15 protein-coding genes are annotated in these 17,082 nt (G+C 37.4%); 7 read left to right on the top strand and 8 right to left on the bottom strand.

Annotated features, from left to right (window positions below; genetic code table 11):
• Positions 1–309: 309 nt before the first annotated feature.
• The gene (locus tag MYP_RS01860; protein WP_045457656.1) at positions 310–1,770 is read left to right on the top strand and encodes an amidase; all 1,461 of its coding nucleotides are present in this window, start codon (positions 310–312) and stop codon (positions 1,768–1,770) included.
• Positions 1,771–1,805: 35 nt separating this feature from the next.
• On the opposite strand, the gene MYP_RS01855 is transcribed toward MYP_RS01860, so the two are convergent.
• The 3 genes from MYP_RS01855 to MYP_RS01845 are packed head-to-tail and all read right to left on the bottom strand — an operon-like array spanning position 1,806 to position 4,331.
• Positions 1,806–2,141, bottom strand: coding sequence for a hypothetical protein (locus MYP_RS01855; protein WP_045457653.1), 336 nt, complete (start codon positions 2,139–2,141; stop codon positions 1,806–1,808).
• 22 nt (positions 2,142–2,163) lie between these two features.
• A complete protein-coding gene (locus tag MYP_RS01850; protein ID WP_045457650.1) occupies positions 2,164–2,877 on the bottom strand; it encodes a hypothetical protein in 714 nt (237 codons plus the stop codon).
• A 44-nt stretch (positions 2,878–2,921) separates the two neighbouring features.
• Complete coding sequence (locus MYP_RS01845; RefSeq protein ID WP_045457647.1) at positions 2,922–4,331, bottom strand: PepSY-associated TM helix domain-containing protein; 1,410 nt, start codon at positions 4,329–4,331, stop codon at positions 2,922–2,924.
• A 574-nt stretch (positions 4,332–4,905) separates the two neighbouring features.
• Here MYP_RS01845 and MYP_RS01840 point away from each other — a divergent pair.
• The gene (locus MYP_RS01840; RefSeq protein ID WP_052429890.1) at positions 4,906–5,904 is read left to right on the top strand and encodes a helix-turn-helix transcriptional regulator; all 999 of its coding nucleotides are present in this window, start codon (positions 4,906–4,908) and stop codon (positions 5,902–5,904) included.
• 73 nt (positions 5,905–5,977) lie between these two features.
• Here MYP_RS01840 and MYP_RS01835 read toward each other — a convergent pair whose 3' ends face one another.
• Positions 5,978–6,859: a DMT family transporter gene (locus MYP_RS01835; protein WP_045457644.1), complete on the bottom strand. Its 882-nt coding sequence runs from the start codon at positions 6,857–6,859 to the stop codon at positions 5,978–5,980.
• A gap of 379 nt (positions 6,860–7,238) precedes the next feature.
• Positions 7,239–8,387: a hypothetical protein gene (locus tag MYP_RS01830; RefSeq protein ID WP_052429889.1), complete on the bottom strand. Its 1,149-nt coding sequence runs from the start codon at positions 8,385–8,387 to the stop codon at positions 7,239–7,241.
• A 230-nt stretch (positions 8,388–8,617) separates the two neighbouring features.
• Here MYP_RS01830 and MYP_RS01825 point away from each other — a divergent pair, with 230 nt between their 5' ends.
• On the top strand, positions 8,618–9,022 hold the full coding sequence (locus MYP_RS01825; protein ID WP_045457641.1) for an STAS/SEC14 domain-containing protein: 405 nt from the start codon (positions 8,618–8,620) through the stop codon (positions 9,020–9,022).
• An 84-nt stretch (positions 9,023–9,106) separates the two neighbouring features.
• Here MYP_RS01825 and MYP_RS01820 read toward each other — a convergent pair whose 3' ends face one another.
• Positions 9,107–9,565 carry a hypothetical protein gene (locus MYP_RS01820; RefSeq protein WP_045457638.1) on the bottom strand — a complete coding sequence of 153 codons (459 nt, stop codon included), beginning with the start codon at positions 9,563–9,565 and terminating at the stop codon, positions 9,107–9,109.
• 597 nt (positions 9,566–10,162) lie between these two features.
• On the bottom strand, positions 10,163–11,167 hold the full coding sequence (locus MYP_RS01815; protein ID WP_045457635.1) for an ion channel: 1,005 nt from the start codon (positions 11,165–11,167) through the stop codon (positions 10,163–10,165).
• 240 nt (positions 11,168–11,407) lie between these two features.
• Here MYP_RS01815 and MYP_RS01810 point away from each other — a divergent pair, with 240 nt between their 5' ends.
• Positions 11,408–12,562, top strand: coding sequence for a zinc-dependent alcohol dehydrogenase (locus tag MYP_RS01810; RefSeq protein WP_045457632.1), 1,155 nt, complete (start codon positions 11,408–11,410; stop codon positions 12,560–12,562).
• 11 nt (positions 12,563–12,573) lie between these two features.
• Entirely contained in the window at positions 12,574–13,110 is a 537-nt protein-coding gene (locus MYP_RS01805) for a hypothetical protein (RefSeq protein ID WP_045457630.1), read from the top strand.
• A 110-nt stretch (positions 13,111–13,220) separates the two neighbouring features.
• Here the strand turns inward: MYP_RS01805 and MYP_RS01800 are convergent, their stop codons facing one another.
• A complete protein-coding gene (locus MYP_RS01800) occupies positions 13,221–14,066 on the bottom strand; it encodes a hypothetical protein (RefSeq protein ID WP_045457627.1) in 846 nt (281 codons plus the stop codon).
• Between the two features lie 394 nt (positions 14,067–14,460).
• Here MYP_RS01800 and MYP_RS01795 point away from each other — a divergent pair, with 394 nt between their 5' ends.
• Positions 14,461–15,300 (top strand): bile acid:sodium symporter family protein, encoded by an 840-nt coding sequence (locus MYP_RS01795; RefSeq protein ID WP_045457625.1) that lies wholly within the window; start codon positions 14,461–14,463, stop codon positions 15,298–15,300.
• A gap of 75 nt (positions 15,301–15,375) precedes the next feature.
• Positions 15,376–17,040, top strand: a complete 1,665-nt coding sequence (locus MYP_RS01790; protein ID WP_081990371.1) for a sulfatase-like hydrolase/transferase — start codon at positions 15,376–15,378, stop codon at positions 17,038–17,040.
• The last annotated feature ends 42 nt before the right edge of the window (positions 17,041–17,082 follow it).

Raw genomic sequence — 17,082 nt, 5'->3', positions numbered from 1 at the left:
AGGACACATAAAGTAAAATCATAAAAGGCCTCACTCTAAATACCTCTCCTTAGTGAGAGGTACTTTAATATGTATGTTATTAGTTAAATCAGTTTTAATTCAAGTATTTTTATCGTCGATGGTTCCATTCTTTTTTAACAAAAGGGTTAGGGATGAAATTTATTAGATTTTGATACGGGAACTAAATAACTCAACCTATTTTTGTATAAAGCAACATTAAAGATCATAAACAGTTAGCCATTAGGTATACATAGATGAATTATATTTATGTTTACAAGACCAGGATAGCATTGGGAAGAAATTAATTGGATGGAAGAATTATTAAATAAGGGCGCTTTTGAACTTTCAAGAATGATAAAGAGGAAAGAGGTTTCCCCGGTTGAAGTCGTCAATGCCCATATCAATCGTATCAAAAATGTAAATGATAAAATCAATGCAGTTATTACTTTCCGATTTGAAGAAGCGCTTTTGGAAGCCCGTAAATCAGAAGAAAAGATATTGAAAGGCGAGACAAGAGGCCTTTTATGCGGTGTTCCGTTGACAGTCAAAGAGAGTATTTCCATGCAAGGATATCCTTTAACAGCCGGCTCCATATTCCGTAAAGGCAAGCTCGCTGAGGAAGATTCAATAGTTGTTCAATACCTGAAGCAAGAAGGAGCAATCATTCTTGGACAAACCAACACACCTGAATGTAACTTCTGGATGGAGAGTCACAATAAAATATATGGCAGAACTAAAAATCCTTATGACACTGACAGGACTCCTGGAGGAAGCAGTGGTGGAGAGGGAGCTATAGTTGGTGCGGGCGGGGTTCCATTTGGAATAGGCAGCGATATTGCAGGCTCTATCAGAATGCCGGCAGCTTTTTGCGGAATATTCGGACACAGGCCTTCCTCACATCTGATACCAATTAAAGGACATGCCTTTTGCGAACGAGTAGATCAGCAAAACCTGGATCAAAGCGAGATCAAAAACAATCTGGTAATAGGACCTTTGTGCAGAAAATCAGAAGATCTGTTTCCTCTCATCAAAATCATGTCCGGAGCCCATGACAAAGAGTTTCATGCACATGAAGCACAACTCCACTTTTTGAAAACGGACTGGAGTGATTATAAAATTTACCTCTGCCCTTCTCCAGATATCCATTTTGCAAGTTACCCCGATAAAGAAATCTCCGATACTATAGAACTTGCGGGTAAAACGTTCAGCGATCATGGTGCAAAAATCGAATATCTTGACAATAAAATTTTTTATGATGCTTTTGAAATCTGGCAATCAGAACTGACAGATGCCAATCCACATTCCCTTAGTGAAGAATTCGGAAATGGTAAATCCCTTTCCTTAATAAAAGAATTGGGATACAGACTAATTGGAAAAAGCCATCTCACTTTACCTGGTTTGCTGATGTGTCTTGGTGAAAAGGTATTTCACCGTTCAGAAAAAGAAGTAAAGTATATTATCGAGAAAGGAATTAATCTTTCTCATAAGCTTGAAAACATGTTAGGTACAAATGCATTGATACTTATGCCCGTATTTCCAAGAGTTGCACCAAAGAATAAAACTCCATTAATGCGCCCACTGGACTGGAACTATACCACAATTTTCAGTGCTCTTGATTTCCCTGCCTCTTCTGTTCCAATGGGACTAAATGCACAAAACATACCACTTGCAGTACAGATCATAGGAAACAGAGATCAGGATTATCAGATTATACTTGCTGCAAAATTACTGGATAAAGTTTATGGAGGATGGAAAATGCCACAAGACTAGCTGGAAAATTTATTTTCTCAAAATCCAATTTTAGATCACTGAATTTTGCGCACAAAACCACAAGAAGTTTCTCCAGGTAATTTTAGCAGCACAATACTTTCTTTCTTTTGGCAATAATATAATGCCTTTCTTAGGGATGAATCTTTAATCAAAAAGCCTTCAGCCAGAAGCCAGTTGAGTGCATTGTTAATACTGGCAGCCGTACAATTAGCACCGGTATTTTTAAGCTCTACAAAAATATTATCAGCGCTCTTATAAACAGGATCGAACCAAAGCTTGAGTAATACCAATACTTTTATCCCGCTTTGTCTGACATCGCGGGATTTACAGTATTTATGAAATGCTTCTGTTAATAATTCTAATGATTCCATAGCATAGGAAAAAAGGGAAGTATTACCTTCCCACTGTGAAACTATAGGTTGAGATATTTCTGATCAATTTATATTCCTTTCCATTCAGAGAACCTTCTGTTTTATCTGTGTAATATGCTTCAATCACATAAACACCGGGCCAGATGGCATCAAAGGTGAATGTTCCGGCATTTGTCTCAAAGCCCTTTACCCAACCTGAAGGAGACGCAACTGATACAGGTGATTTATCAAGATTTTTACCTTTGTACATTACCTTCAGTGAAACACCTTTTTTCACAACCGGGTTGGTAGAGATAAGCTGAACAGGCATGTCTGTTGAAGTAATCACATTGTTGATTCCTTCGACAGATGCCCCTACTTTTACTTGGGAAGTGGCATAGTACTGAATTTTAGCTGTACCATAAACATCCGCAACTTCATGCGATACTGATATGGTGTAGCAACCATCTTTCGCAGGTGTAAATAATGCTTCTAAATAATTACCAGAGGGCTTCGTTGTAAGATTTTCTTTTGTACCATCAGGTTTGGTAAGTAAGAGCACAACCTCTCTGGTATTGCTAAACCATTTGCTTACAGAGTCTCTTTCGTTTTCTCCATAACCACCAAGGTAAATTTTAACTGAATGCTCCTTTCCCGCTTTACCTGTATTATTGGTTTCAATCCAGATATTGTGGGCATTTCCTGTATTCAGGATAAATAAAGAAAATAAAAAAGTAAGTAAAGATGTAATTTTCATACTCTATGTTTTAGATTAAAATAGTTCTATGATTTTGGTATCAGTTATGCATCTGATTTCATAACAGGTAGTTCAACACTTGCATTCTGTTGACTAGTTTTGTCTTTTTTAGAAGATTTCTTTTTAGTTTTTCCCCTTTCATTCTTTTCAGATTTTTTTCGAAGCTTATTAATCCAAATGAAAGTTCCAGTAACAGGAAGACTTGTTGCAATCAGACAAGCAATGAAATAAATGATTTTGGTGAATGTACCGAATACCTCGCCCACATGAAGAGGATAAATCAATGCTACAATCTGTTCCCCTGTTCTTTTATCTGAGAATGGTTCTTTCTTCAATGTATATCCTGTATACTGATCCAGATACAAACGATCCGTTCCTGCAGATGCGATAAAACCTGTATGAGCTTTATAAACGATAACCGGGCCTACAGAATCTTTTGGCAGGCTTAAGCGAAGATCTCCATTATAAGGGTATACTTCATTGGCTTTTGTTATGATAAGGTCCAATGACAATGGATTCGCTCCTGCATATTCAGACTGAACCGAAGCAACAGCTTTTTTGTCTTCAAATGGTTTTGCCCCAAAAACATTACCTACTCCATTGCGAAACCATTCGAAAGAAAAACACAACCCTGTCAAGGCCATAAGAGTAAGAAGTAGGAATGTATAAAAGCCAAGTGTATTGTGAAGATCATGATTGATTCTTTTCCAACGGGCCTCTGTCTTAATTTTAAATCCGGCTTTCCATGCACTCCACTTCTTCCAGCTTTTGAGTTTGGCAGGAAGCCATAATATCAGGCCTGTAATTTCCATAAATATAAATATAAGCGTAGCTGTCCCCGTTATAGGCCTGCCAATATCATGATCAAGAAGCAGCCATCGATGCAATCCCATTATGGTCAAGAAAAATTTAGAAGATGTCGTTCTTGTATCACCCAATACCTCACCGGTATATGGATTCACGTAATACGTTTTTATCCGCTCACGATCTCCACCACGACCTTTTCCTTTTTCATTTTTAGCTTTTGAATCTTTATCTGCTCCTCGCCCCTTTTGTCTTGATTTATCATCTGAAGCTTTTCTCCCTTCGCTCTTTTCTCTCTTCCCTTCTTTCAGCTTTGCCTCTCTTTCTTCCTTGCTCCTTCTTAAGAGGATATCTTTTGGTGTGAGTGTAAATAACCAGGACCTATCTTTCCCTTCAGGTATCTGAATACCTGTAACTTTAGTATCCTTTTTCTCCTTTTCCAATAAAGCTACCAGTTCTGTTACAGGAATAGTATTTGCATTTTCAGGAACAGAAATGGTGACCTTTTCTTTATCCATCCAATCTGTGATCTCTTTTGCGAAGACGTAAATAGTGCCAGTGAGGCAAATGATAAAAAGAATTAAACCACTTCCAATACCCAACCATAAGTGGATATCATTTATAAACTTTCTGAATGTGAACTTCTTCATGTTCTTTTTTTTATTGATGTTTTAAATCAAAATTTGGCAACAGGCAGGTCTTTCCTTCCAACTGTCCAGATCAGCTATTCAAGACGTTCGAGAACAGTATTATTACCAGACTCAACTTGCATTTCCTTGTTGCTGCATATATAATTTCAATTGTCTCTTTCGATTATTTTCATAGCAACCCGTTGTATAATGATCGTATATTTTCTCTGTTTTTGGTCTGTAATTCAAACCTTCCATCTTCATCCGGCAAACTCCATATTACTTTGTTTAGAACCTGGACAAAAAAGACAACCAAGTAACCTATTGTGCTACAATCCCTTTAAGTAAAACCAAGAAAACATTTACCATCTACTACTTTTTATTTAGACTAATTCCATTTAAATTTACGCCAACAAAGATAATTTTCTCCACCCCAAAATCGGGTACGCCAAACGGAATATATTATATATAAGAGGGATTAATTGAGACTTCACTCTAACATTTGAAAGAGCAATATAGGGAGTGCATTAATATTACTATGGTTTATTCTAGATGACAGTTCAAGTCATCAGACTAGGCTTATATCAGAGGGAAAATGAAACTTAGGATTAAAAATCTTGAACCTTATAAAGGTGAATTGGATATTCTTTATCCGGCGGAAATTGAAAGTCCACAAGTGCCGCTTACTGAAAACATATATGAAATAGGCTTTAATACTACCTATGGGAATGCTCATGATATATACATGAAAGATCTTTGGCTTAGTTATAGCAATATTGCTTTAGATGAGAATTTTAAGTTTCTGTTTCAATATGATTTCTCAATAATTACGCTTCAATTCCTGCTTTCAGGTAATTCATTAACAGAGATAATTCAGGATCAGAAACCATTAACCTATTATGCGAACCAGCATAATATCCTTTATTATTCAAAATTTGAAGCTCAACATGAACATACTCCTTCGGATAATATTCAACTAGTGAGAATTCATGTTAACCCAGTATTATTCTTAAAGCTGTTACCAGAGAATGAACTTTTTGATTCATTCAGGCAAGATATTATTAATGGAAATCCTGGAAAATTCTGCTCTTCCAGTCTTCCATTGACACCAGCAATGCATGCAATTATTCGTGATATAAAAAATATTCAAAGCACCGAATACTACAAAAGATGGATGATTGAAGCTAAGGTGATAGAATTGCTCATGCTTCAGTTTGAGCAATATGAACATTCCCAAACAGAAAATACTCAATCGAGAAAATCATTAAGAAAAAAAGATATAGAAATCATGGAGCATGCAAAGGAAATCATAATGAACAATATACAGTCTCCTTGTTCTCTCATAGATCTTGCACACATGGTAGGTACCAATGAATTTTATTTGAAGAAAAAATTTAAAGAAGTTTACGGTACTACAGTATTTGGGTATTTATTTCAGAAACGTATGGAAGAAGCCCGGAAACTGCTCCTTTCAGGAGAAATGAACATCAATCAAATCGCGCTTCATCTGGGATATAAAAATCCGAATCATTTTAGTTCTGCATTTAAGAAACAGTATGGGTATTCTCCTTCTGAGCTGAGAAAAAATACATGAATGTTATTGAGCAAAATGATGGAGATCAGGAGTCCCTTAAATGATCTCTAACCATATGATGTAAATCTTTTTTTCAACTCTTTGAATAAATCATCAGACCGACAGAACATAAGACTATACCAGCCTGCTCAGAATAGGACAATGTTTCTTTGAGAAAAAAGAAGGCTAGTATTGCTGTAACAACAGGAACATAAGATAAAAAAACAGACATTGTACCTGAGCCAAGTTTACTTACACTGTAGGTAATTAAAAGCAAAGCAAAAATACTTACAACTACTCCCTGATATATCACTTGTACCAGCACATCCTGAAGAGGTGAAGTCCAAATTGCAGACTCATCTGTAAACCAGAATGGTAAGAATAAAACAACATTTACCAGAGGAACGAAAGCAATCACATCTTTCATGCCATATCCCCATTGCCTTGTAGCTGCCATATAAGTTGAAAACACCAAAGCAGCAGAAAGCAGACAGAGAATGCCAGGCAAGTATGAAGCGGAAAAGCCGGAGGCGAGATCCGAAATGAGCAGGTTGGCAATCAGTAATATTAATATTGCAAAGTATTTCATTTTAGTTACTTTCTCCTTAAACCAGAATAAAGTAAAAAGCAACCCGATAACCGGAAGCATGCCATTCACCAGTACACCCGCGTTTGCAGCTTTTGTAGTTTTTAATCCTATAAATGATAACATAGTATAAGGAAAACCGCACCCAAGAGCAACCAGCAGAATCTGATGCCATTTTACATTCTTCCAGTCATATCGAAAACTAAATGGCAAGGTTAACAGAGCCGCCGTTCCAAACCGAAGTAAGGTGATATCATATGGAGTAAGATTTGTCTGAACCCCCATCCTGGATAAAGTGATCCAACCAGACCAGATAAATACCACCACAACTGCACCCAGATATGCGCTAAAATTACCTGTCTTATTTATAATACTTTCTGAACGCTCCATATATCACTTCAATTATTAACCTCATCAACCTATTACTTCACCTTGTCTAATTCCCTTAACAGTTTTTTGTTTCGTTGATCAAAATCTTGTTACCTACCTTCAAGAGTTTCTTATGTCATAGTTGAACTTGCGAAACATCTGAGCTTTCAAAACATGCAATTAAACTATCTGGCAGATTTATTGAAATCGCAAATCATTTTGTGATTATCAGATCCTTCACAAGCTCAACAATGACAAAGAAAATTCATCCTTTATTAAAATTATATGTCAGATGAGTCTGATATGTTAAGTTGACCTTCTCCTGAAAGAGAAAGATCTAATTCATCTAGCAAAAATAAGCATATTCTACTTTCATTCTTGTTGGTAAATTCTCACTTATTTATTTTATTAATGTCTTACAGCCCAGAATACTATTATTTCCATAAAAAACCACTCTATAATACCCTCCGGATAAAGAGCCGGGATCAAGAGAACCTTTTACAGAATTCACTTTAAATTCTTTAACAGTTCTGCCCAACAAATCAACAAGATGTACGGAGTTAACCGTTTCATTTAGGTCCCACATTATTACATGATTGTCATTAACACCTCCGACATAAAAGAATTTATCCTTGATTTCTTCATTTAATGATGTTATGACTGGATCATAAACCTGATAGGTCGCTTTTGAAGCAGGAACAGGACATTTGCCTCCGCAAGAAGCCGGTAATGAAAAGATATATTCTCTTCCATTATTAATAAGCTTATCTTCTGCATCATATACTCTTATTCTATAAGGCTGCTCTGAGGGATCCACAATAAAAGCTTGTCCCATATCACTATTGGTTTTTAGTTTGACCCATTGCTGCCCTACTTTTTGTTCAACACCATGTATTCCGTTTTCAAGGTGATTTATTAAAATACTAGCCCAGTATTGTTGTGAGTTTTGCATAAAGTAAATATCGATATCACCTGTATACCCTGGGGATTTGATATATTCCCACTCGATTTTTCTGTTATTAAAATGCCCCGGATTCATATCATTGACAGCCCGTCCGTCTTTCTCAAATTTATTCAGGGATGATGTATGAAGATCCAGATGATATTTGCTATCCCTGCACCAACCGTTATTGTCACCACAAGCATCTGTAACAATCATATTTAGATAAGCATAAGAATATTTATCATGGGTCCATTTAGCATTTGCGCCTCTGCAAAATTGTTGTCCCAGTGCTCCATCATTGGTTCCTCCGATACAGTCTTCCATGATAGAAACCCTCACCCATCGGCCACAATTGCGGCCATTATTAAACTCACCTTTAAAGAGCGTATCCGCTCCTGTTAAAGGACGAGGCCAGGAGGTGCCCACTCCTGGAGAATGATAAACATTCAATGCAACAAAGTACTCAGTCTCTACCAGATCCGGAGGAACTCCACATCCTCCATATGGAGTGCCCAAAGCCTCAAAGTGCGTCGAAACTCCAGAGTACTTTTCCTGAGCATATGTCAATTGTGACAGAAGAAGAAAGAATAAAAATATCTTTTTCATTAGGTTATTTTGTAGACAAATAATTATCAATCCAGGCTGCAAATAAATACAAAATCACAAAAGAAACCACTTTCAAAAAAGTTAAATGGAGCCTGATACATAAAAAACTATTCACATTAAAACTCATATTTGACATTCCTCTAGGGATTTTTTTCTATTGATTATTTATTCAAATTATGAAAACAATTTTATTTATTTAAAGTTATCGATCAGATTTAATTCCACTTTTAATGGATACAAGACCTGTTTACGATATTTTTTATAATCCTGACCTTAATGTAGTTGTAATGAACTGGTATGGTTATTCGACGAGCAGGCAATTAAAGTCAGGTTCTGAAAAAATGCTGGCAACACTGGTGGAGCATAAAGCAAACAAGGTATTGGCAAATATCAAAGATATGATTCTAATAAGCACTGAGGATCAAAACTGGATAGAGCACAGTTTTATTCCCCGCAGCAGCGAAAAAGGATTTAAGGCTATTGCAATAGTTAAGCCCACAAGTTATTTCAATCGGGTTGCAATAGAAAATATTGCTACCAAAGTAGAGAACAGAGACTTAGTGCAGATAAAGATTTTTGATCATGAAGAAGAAGCCATTGCCTGGCTCAAAGAGGTAGAAATAGAAAAAACTTAGTCTAACAGAACCGTTTACTCCATATCAGTTTATAAATACATTGCTGCATTCATAAGAAAATACTTCTAAAACCTAAACCACATCCTAATCACTCATTTCCTCACCTCTAATAACTTCACCGTCTTCAAGTTTCAAATAATAATCACTCCATTCCATATAATCAAAGGGGCCATACTCTATTAACTTATCAAGGCTTGTGTTAAAAACTTTTATTTCTGAGCTCTCAGTAATTAGTACAAATATCTGTTTCAGCATTCTGCCATTCTTATCCTGAAGAGCTAGAAGATAATCTCCATATCTTCCGACTGCAAATACAAGTGCATTCATATTCCATTGGTTAATAAACCATATAGACTTAGAGATTATAAAGTTTTCAGAAGGATTATCAGGATCATCTGTCACAATGGGGAAAGTCCATTCTTCTTCTCCAAAGATCACTTCAGGACTTTCCAGTTTTCTGATGAAATCAAATAGTTTTTTTGGAAAACGTAGTTCAAGTTTTAATTCGGCTTCACGGAGCTTATCGGATACGCGCTGTAGCATTTCACAATCTTTATATGTTAAGTCCTACAAAATAGCTACTTTATTTAAGAAAGATCTTATATTTCTAATCAGAATGTTTATTAACAGATTAATAATAACTTATTGAATCCTCTCAAGTCATTCTAAACAATATTAACAATAAGTCTCAAATGTATGCTTTTTATAAATCCTTATAAAAGTATTTATTTAACAGTAATATACAAAAACACCTTGATGATATGTTTTTTCTCCATAACACTAAAAGTTATCTCCATCAGCTTATTTTAAAAAATAGGATTAATGACTAACTCCCGTTACAAAATCAATTATGCATCGATTTCATATTAATCACTTTAAACTCGTTTTGTCACTTATCTCCTTGATGAGAAAAGCAACCAAAAGAATCCAAGGCTGTGAGGAAATTTGCTAAAATTTCAATTCATTACGCTAAAAATTTTGAAACTCGCCCTCCTATCGTCGGGCTCAAACATCAAAATTTTTGGCCGCTACATTCATTGATTTTTTTTAACGCAATTTCCTCAAGGCCGGTTCTTATTGACAAGGGAAATTAAAACACTAATACTACAAAAAAAATAACTAAATAACAGTAAGGTTAAATTATAGATAGTCAAAAAAATCATTTTCTTTTATCAGACTGTAGTTGCTTATTTTCTTCATTTCAAGCAAGGTTTCTCCATGTCTGTCTTTACGAAACATAGATTCAAAAAAGGCTCCCCAGACGATTTCATTGTATTTATAAGAAACTCTTGAATGTACTACCTGGCTGAAGACATCATCAAAGGCCTTAAACAAAACAAGGAATTCAACATTAGATTCTTCCAAATCATTTTTGGTCCAGCCATGAATGGGGCTTTCCGAATCTATTACATGAACCAATGTCCAGTTTAATGGGAAAAAATTGATCTTATTAATCTCCAGTTTAAGGTTATTGAACTTCCTTATTGGTCTGTCGCATGAAACATCTACCCATGAAAAAATAAGCTGTACTTCAGCATCCAATAACTGATTCTTGCGTGCATTTGCGATTCTGAACTGAAACGATTTTTTACCTTTATGAGGAGCAATCAATGCTTTATCGCTGGATAGCAGTTTTACATTGGGCATAGAGAAACGGCCATACATAATACCTGTCGCCACAGCAAAACACATGAGGCCTGTAAGAGATTCAAAATAAGCGATCACATTAGCTCCAATCCCCAATGGACTCACGCGACCATACCCCACTGTAGTTAATGTCTGAGATGAAAAGAAGAATACCTCAAAGAACTTTTCTAAGTTGTTTAAGCCAGGCCTTCTGATAATACCTTCTATACCTGCAATGTAGTATAACCCTGTAAAGAACAAATTAAAAATGAGATAAAGAATAATGATTGCAATGGAAAATGTACCCCAATCTGCAGAAGTAAACCAATGATACAGGCTGTTATTTCCTCCATAAAGCATTAATCCTGACCTACGAACATTAAACCTCCCATCATGAAATATCAGACGTTCGTTCTCTGTTTCCGGTGAAGTGCCAAATCCCAGTTCTTCCATTTTATATTGGGTAGTAAAGGGATGTTTATCACATTTTTCTGATTTATTGCCGGAACCTTCCTCCATAACTAAAAAACTACCTTAAGGAGCCAAAGTTTGAGGTAAAATGAAAAAGTAATCTGAGAATGAAAAGCTATAACAATCTTTCATGATCAAACATATCTATATCAACCCAATATCTCCCACTTATTAAGCCCACATTCCTTGGCCTTAACTTTTAAACAATACCAGAGGTTCTTTAAAAAGGGATGAATTCCAAAGGAGAATCTTCCCTTAAAAAAAATTATTGGACGATAAAGGAAAAATATGCTTGCTATGAATTATCGGGGCCCGGGAAGGGTCCGTGCAGAAGAAAAACCAATGCCTGAAATCCTTCATCCGGAGGATTGTATCGTGAAAGTATTACGTTCATGCATTTGTGGCTCTGATTTGCACTTATATAATGGAAACGTACCGGATACACGTGTAGGTAGTACTTTTGGTCATGAGTTCGTAGGAGAAGTGGTTGAGTTAGGATCAGAAGTTAATAAATTAAAATTGGGAGATAAGGTACTGGTGCCTTTTAATATTGCATGTGGAAAATGTTCCTTCTGCAGACAAGGACTGTACGGCAATTGTCATGAATCGAATCCTGAAGCTACAGCAGTCGGAGGAATTTTCGGATACTCTCACACTGCCGGTGGATATGATGGAGGACAAGCAGAGTATGTAAGGGTTCCATATGCAAATTTTGGCCCAACTGTGATTCCTGTAGGAATGGACCTGGACGATGCTGTTATGCTTACTGACGTAGTACCTACCGGTTATCAGGCAGCAGAGATGGGTGGAATACAGCCGGGAGACACAGTGGTAGTATTTGGCGCCGGACCTATCGGAATTATGGCAGCTAAATGTTCCTGGTTATTTGGAGCAGGAAGGGTCATAGTGATAGATCACAATGAATACAGGCTGGAGTTTGTAAAGAACTATGCTAAATGTGAATCTTATAATTTTAAATCTATTGAAGACCCGGTACAGTTTATCAAGAAAACTACGGACTGGCTTGGCGCTGATGTCTGTATTGATGCTGTAGGGGCTGAAGCTGCCGGTAGCGCTATGCAGACGATTACAGGAAGAAAAACGCTGATGCAGGCCGGTTCCGCCACTGCACTTTTCTGGGCCATAAACTCTGTAAAAAAAGGTGGTATTGTCTCGATAGTAGGTGTATATGGACCTACAGGAAATCTTGTACCTATAGGAAACGTATTGAACAAAGGTATTACAATTCGTGCCAATCAGGCATCTGTAAAAAGACTGTTACCAAAACTGATAGATCATGTTCAGAAGGGAACAATCAAACCGAAAGCACTCATTACACACAGAATGCCCTTAAGAAATGTATCTGATGCATACAGGATCTTTTCGGACAAACTGGATAACTGTATCAAACCAATTCTCATTCCTCCTACAGTAAAAGAATAAAAGATATTCATATGGAAAAAATAGCAAAAGGAATACCTGATATCAAAGACTGGGGAATAGATGCGGACCCGGAGAACGATCCCACCTACCCCATGAAGCCTAACCGTACTGACGAAGAACAAAACGGTTATACCTGGGAAAGATCAGTACAGCAGGCTGAAACTGTGGAAATTCTCAAATCAACAGAAAGACCAAACTTAAGTGCAGTATTCGGAACATCTGTACCTCCCAAAGGCCTGAGCGGAGCCATTCGACGATATGCATATAAGAACAACGAAGGACAGTTCAGTCACTGGTTGCCTTTGCTGATTGCCGATCGTGTAGATGTTGTGGAAGGAATCATTGATGATTTGAAAAAAGGGAAAGTACCCAATATTTATGCAGAGAAAGGATTCAATGTCATGTGGAAGTATAACAGGAAAGCTGCAATTGGCCTGATAGCTGCTAACATAGCTGCAGTTTCTGCAATAGGACTTTTTTTGTTCAGAGGCAGAATATTTAATGAAGGTAAATCAGTAAAGAAAGCTCTAGAAAGCTATAATATGTAAGGGAATCCCGGAAGGCTAGTCGTTCCGGGATTTTAATAATTTGGTTTTCACCATCGTTTAACCATTTCCGGTAATAGCATTCCTATACCCTAGAAGACATAAAGGTTGTTTTATTTATTCATCATCCGACTAAGTGCTTTAGTTGGTATAACCTCTATCACAGTAACCCGAATACCCCATTGAGGAGCCTGTTCAGGAGCAACTACATAATACTTAATTCCTATACTGAGATCTACATACTGGTTTACCAGTTTGGTTAACTGTCCTATGGTTGGTGTAAGGCCAACATTCCAGGTTCCGGCACTCCAGTCTCTTATAACTTCCGAAAAAACGCCGTATGTCGTTCTGGATTTATTTAGATAGGTGATATAGGATCGAATGAAGGTAAAGTTTATATTCCTTTCGGTTCTGTCATCTTTATTTGACCAGAGATGATGAGGAATAGCTGCGATACGAAATGAACCGAATTGTTTAAGCAACGCTATTGTTACTCCTCCTGCCCACTTCCCAGCACCAAAGGCCGGACTTGATGCAACAGGGAACTGTACTGATGGTCCTATTCCCAGGACAAAAGGAATATTTTTCGGTGAAAGATAGGTATTCAATACAAAATCAGAAATGCCTGTCTTACCCGTAGGGTTTGACATTCCTATCTGGGATATGACAGGTATAATTGATCTTGTAATAATGCTCCATTTCTCTCCCAGATGAAAAGGGATTAAAGGCTGAAAGTTTAAAGTATACCTGAATGCATTCTGCGGCCCTACTTTAAATTCGAAATTATTCTGATACTGAAGATTTATAAGGTGTGCTATGGGATTCTGAAGCGTATTAGCAAGTTCCAGCTCATTGGCAGGTTTGGTAATATCAGGAATAGTATCAGATGCGGTTTGTGAATAAGCATTTACACAGGCAAATAAAAAAGTTATAATAGCAAAGAAATAAATCCTTTTCATTAACAATTTTTAGAGCACAACGGGAAACGCAGAAAGATGTTAAAATAAATAAAATTAACTATTTAAGTCCCGGTCTGAGGATAATTGACACATTAGATAAAATTCTAAAAGACCTCATTCTAAATCCCACTCTTGATGGAGAGGGACTTTAATGCGTATGGTATTAATTATAGCGCATTTAATTCAACATTTTATCGTCGACTTTTCCCTTCTACTTCAGGAGAAAGGTTAGGGATGAGGTTTATTGGCTTGGACAAGGGAACTAAATATTTAATCCAATAAAATATCCCTAATAAAATAAACAACAGCTAATCCATCAGGTTGAATAACGGTAAGATTATCAATATAAAAAAATTACTTACCATGGTTCTATTAAACAAAAAACTCCTGCCTTATGCTTGAAACACTTTCCAAACTGTTAAATATTATCGTTCTGTTCTTTGCTGCTTCAAGCATGCTATCTGTGGGGTTTAGTTATAGGATTCATGAAATCATTGCTCCACTGAGAAATATTCCTGAAGTTGCTAAAGCTCTTTTAGCAAATTTTGTGTTGGTACCAATACTAGGTTATCTTCTCATTCATATCTTTCAGATGGAAAGACCTGTTGAGATAGGATTGATTCTGATTGCATGTGCCGCAGGTGCACCATTTCTGATTAAGCTTACAATTGCTGCGGGAACTGATGTTGCTCTCAGTACATCTCTATTAGCCCTTCTGTTACCGCTCACAATTGTATATATGCCATTGGTAGTACCTATAGAAGTTCCTGAAGCTAAGATAAGCCCAATGGCTATCGCTACCCCTCTTGTGCTGACAATGCTTGTTCCTCTTGCTATAGGTTTCCTGCTCCACGCCTATATTCCGAAATGGACTAATCTTTTGCAGCCTATTCTTGCCAAACTATCAAGCTTAGCTTTAATACTTCTTTTTTCAATAACATTTATTGTTTACTATAAAGCAATTTTAGGAATACTTGGAGAAGGTATCATATTAGCAGCTGCAATATTGATTATTGGGGCTTTTGGTATTGGATTCCTGCTTGGTGGACCTGGTATTGCTGCAAAACATGTCCTGGCATTAGGGACAGCTCAGCGTAATATTTCTGCTGCTACTGTTGTTGCCACCCAGGGATTTGATGACCGGAGAACGCTTATAGTAGTTATACTCTCCTCTCTATTGGCATTGATCCTTCTTTTTCCTATAGCGAATCTCTTACGAAGGCAAGAAAAATAATAATACACTCGAATCCTGACTCTTAAAGTACTTTTTATATTATGAAACGGATACAATATAATAATACTGAGAAATATGGAAAACCAAAATAGCAATAAACAACGACCCAATATCCTTATCCTTTGCATGGATCAATGGCAGACACATATGAAAGTTCCTGACAATGTTCCTTTCCCCGCTATGCGCAGACTCGAAGCAAAAGGCGTAAGCTTTGACCGCCAATATTGCACCGTACCTATTTGCACAGCTTCACGCTCCTCTATGTGGACTGGAGTACATGCGAAAAACACAGGTTTATGGGATAATACAAATTTTGCCTGGATCAATGAATTATCCGGAGCTATACCAACCATTGGTCATATGCTTCGTGACCAGGGTTATTATGCTGCCTTCAAAGGAAAGTGGCATCTATCTGAATTACCTCATAATGAAAATGCTCTTGAACGCTATGGCTTTTCTGACCTGCAGCAATGGGGTGAAATGTTCGGTACTCCCCTGCAGGGTGAACTATATGATGGAGCTGCAGCATTTGAAACAGTTGACTGGCTTGAAAACAAAGCCACACAACTGGATAAGCCCTGGCTGCTGATCAGTAGTCTTGTCAACCCTCATGACATCATGTATCTGCAAACCGATCCTATTGAAGCTCCTCACCCCAATGGGCACATGGTCGGAAAACAAACTCAGGTTCAAAAGCTGGGATGGTTTGAAAAGAAATGGGATATATCCATGCCGGAAAATTTTGCTGACGATTATAAATATCAACCTGACGCAATACAGGCATACAAAGAACTTATAGATAAAAATTACGGAGGTCTTCCCGATGATCGTGAGGATCTTTGGCTCATACGCCGCAATTACCTGGTCAATGCAATGCGCCTGGTTGATGCCCAATTCCTGAAAATCCTTGAAGCAATGGATCGTCAGAATTTATGGGAAAATACAATAGTATTTTTTACGTGTGACCATGGAGAGATGAATGGAGCCCACAGAATGACTCAGAAAGGAGCGATCCACTTTGATGAAGCAGCTATAGTAAACCTGACAGTTTGTGTTCCGGGAGGCCCTAAGGGAAAACGTACAAAAGCAGTAGGGTCCCTGCTCGACCTCGCTCCTACACTACTGGATTTTGCTGGACTTAGTGAAGAGGAAATTAAGCAGCATTATCCTCATCTCAAAGGACGTAGTCTGAAGAATGCAATACTTCATCCGGAACAACCAGGTCCTCGGGGAAGTGCAGAAACACCAGGGGACGGAGCTTTATTTGCATGGGATGGATTACACTCACTTGATCACGAATGGTCACTGACTGGCGCTTTAAGAGAGCTTACTGATCTTCCGGCCTCTGCCGACCGTAAGGAATACATGAAGTACACCGGGGAAAAACATGGTGCCCCGGATTTTAGGAAGCGAACATTCTTTCGTGCAGTGGTCGATGGTCAATACAAACTGGTGCGCTGGTTCAGTCCTGAAGAATATGGAAATCCTTCGACTATAGAAGAGTTATATGCTACTGGTGATGTTACACTGCATGATCTGGTTAATGATCCTGGAGAGATGGAAAACATTGCCCATCCTGATCATCCTTTATTCAAATCTGAAGTTGTAAAGATAATGTTAGGTAAGTTACATGCCCTGATAAGAGATGAGCTTGGAGAAGATACTTGTCCGTTTAACCTGGATTTATTTGGCACGCGTGAAGTTAAGTATAGGAAAGCTGCTCAATATGTTCAGAAATGATTAGGGTCATGATTTATAAGAAGGCTGACGGTGCTCGTTGAC

This window comes from Sporocytophaga myxococcoides (genome assembly GCF_000775915.1).
GTDB lineage: Bacteria > Bacteroidota > Bacteroidia > Cytophagales > Cytophagaceae > Sporocytophaga > Sporocytophaga myxococcoides_A.
This window is presented reverse-complemented; position numbering and strand designations above follow the sequence as displayed.

Excerpts from the sequence above, each read along its gene's own strand:
- MYP_RS01790 (WP_081990371.1), top strand. The coding sequence starts at position 15,376 with ATGGAAAACCAAAATAGCAATAAACAACGACCCAATATCCTTATCCTT.
- MYP_RS01820 (WP_045457638.1), bottom strand. The coding sequence starts at position 9,565 with ATGCTACAGCGCGTATCCGATAAGCTCCGTGAAGCCGAATTAAAACTT.
- MYP_RS01855 (WP_045457653.1), bottom strand. The coding sequence starts at position 2,141 with ATGGAATCATTAGAATTATTAACAGAAGCATTTCATAAATACTGTAAA.
- MYP_RS01835 (WP_045457644.1), bottom strand. The coding sequence starts at position 6,859 with ATGGAGCGTTCAGAAAGTATTATAAATAAGACAGGTAATTTTAGCGCA.
- MYP_RS01845 (WP_045457647.1), bottom strand. The coding sequence starts at position 4,331 with ATGAAGAAGTTCACATTCAGAAAGTTTATAAATGATATCCACTTATGG.
- MYP_RS01810 (WP_045457632.1), top strand. The coding sequence starts at position 11,408 with ATGCTTGCTATGAATTATCGGGGCCCGGGAAGGGTCCGTGCAGAAGAA.
- MYP_RS01795 (WP_045457625.1), top strand. The coding sequence starts at position 14,461 with ATGCTTGAAACACTTTCCAAACTGTTAAATATTATCGTTCTGTTCTTT.
- MYP_RS01825 (WP_045457641.1), top strand. The coding sequence starts at position 8,618 with ATGGATACAAGACCTGTTTACGATATTTTTTATAATCCTGACCTTAAT.
- MYP_RS01860 (WP_045457656.1), top strand. The coding sequence starts at position 310 with ATGGAAGAATTATTAAATAAGGGCGCTTTTGAACTTTCAAGAATGATA.
- MYP_RS01850 (WP_045457650.1), bottom strand. The coding sequence starts at position 2,877 with ATGAAAATTACATCTTTACTTACTTTTTTATTTTCTTTATTTATCCTG.
- MYP_RS01830 (WP_052429889.1), bottom strand. The coding sequence starts at position 8,387 with ATGAAAAAGATATTTTTATTCTTTCTTCTTCTGTCACAATTGACATAT.
- MYP_RS01815 (WP_045457635.1), bottom strand. The coding sequence starts at position 11,167 with ATGGAGGAAGGTTCCGGCAATAAATCAGAAAAATGTGATAAACATCCC.
- MYP_RS01800 (WP_045457627.1), bottom strand. The coding sequence starts at position 14,066 with ATGAAAAGGATTTATTTCTTTGCTATTATAACTTTTTTATTTGCCTGT.
- MYP_RS01840 (WP_052429890.1), top strand. The coding sequence starts at position 4,906 with ATGAAACTTAGGATTAAAAATCTTGAACCTTATAAAGGTGAATTGGAT.
- MYP_RS01805 (WP_045457630.1), top strand. The coding sequence starts at position 12,574 with ATGGAAAAAATAGCAAAAGGAATACCTGATATCAAAGACTGGGGAATA.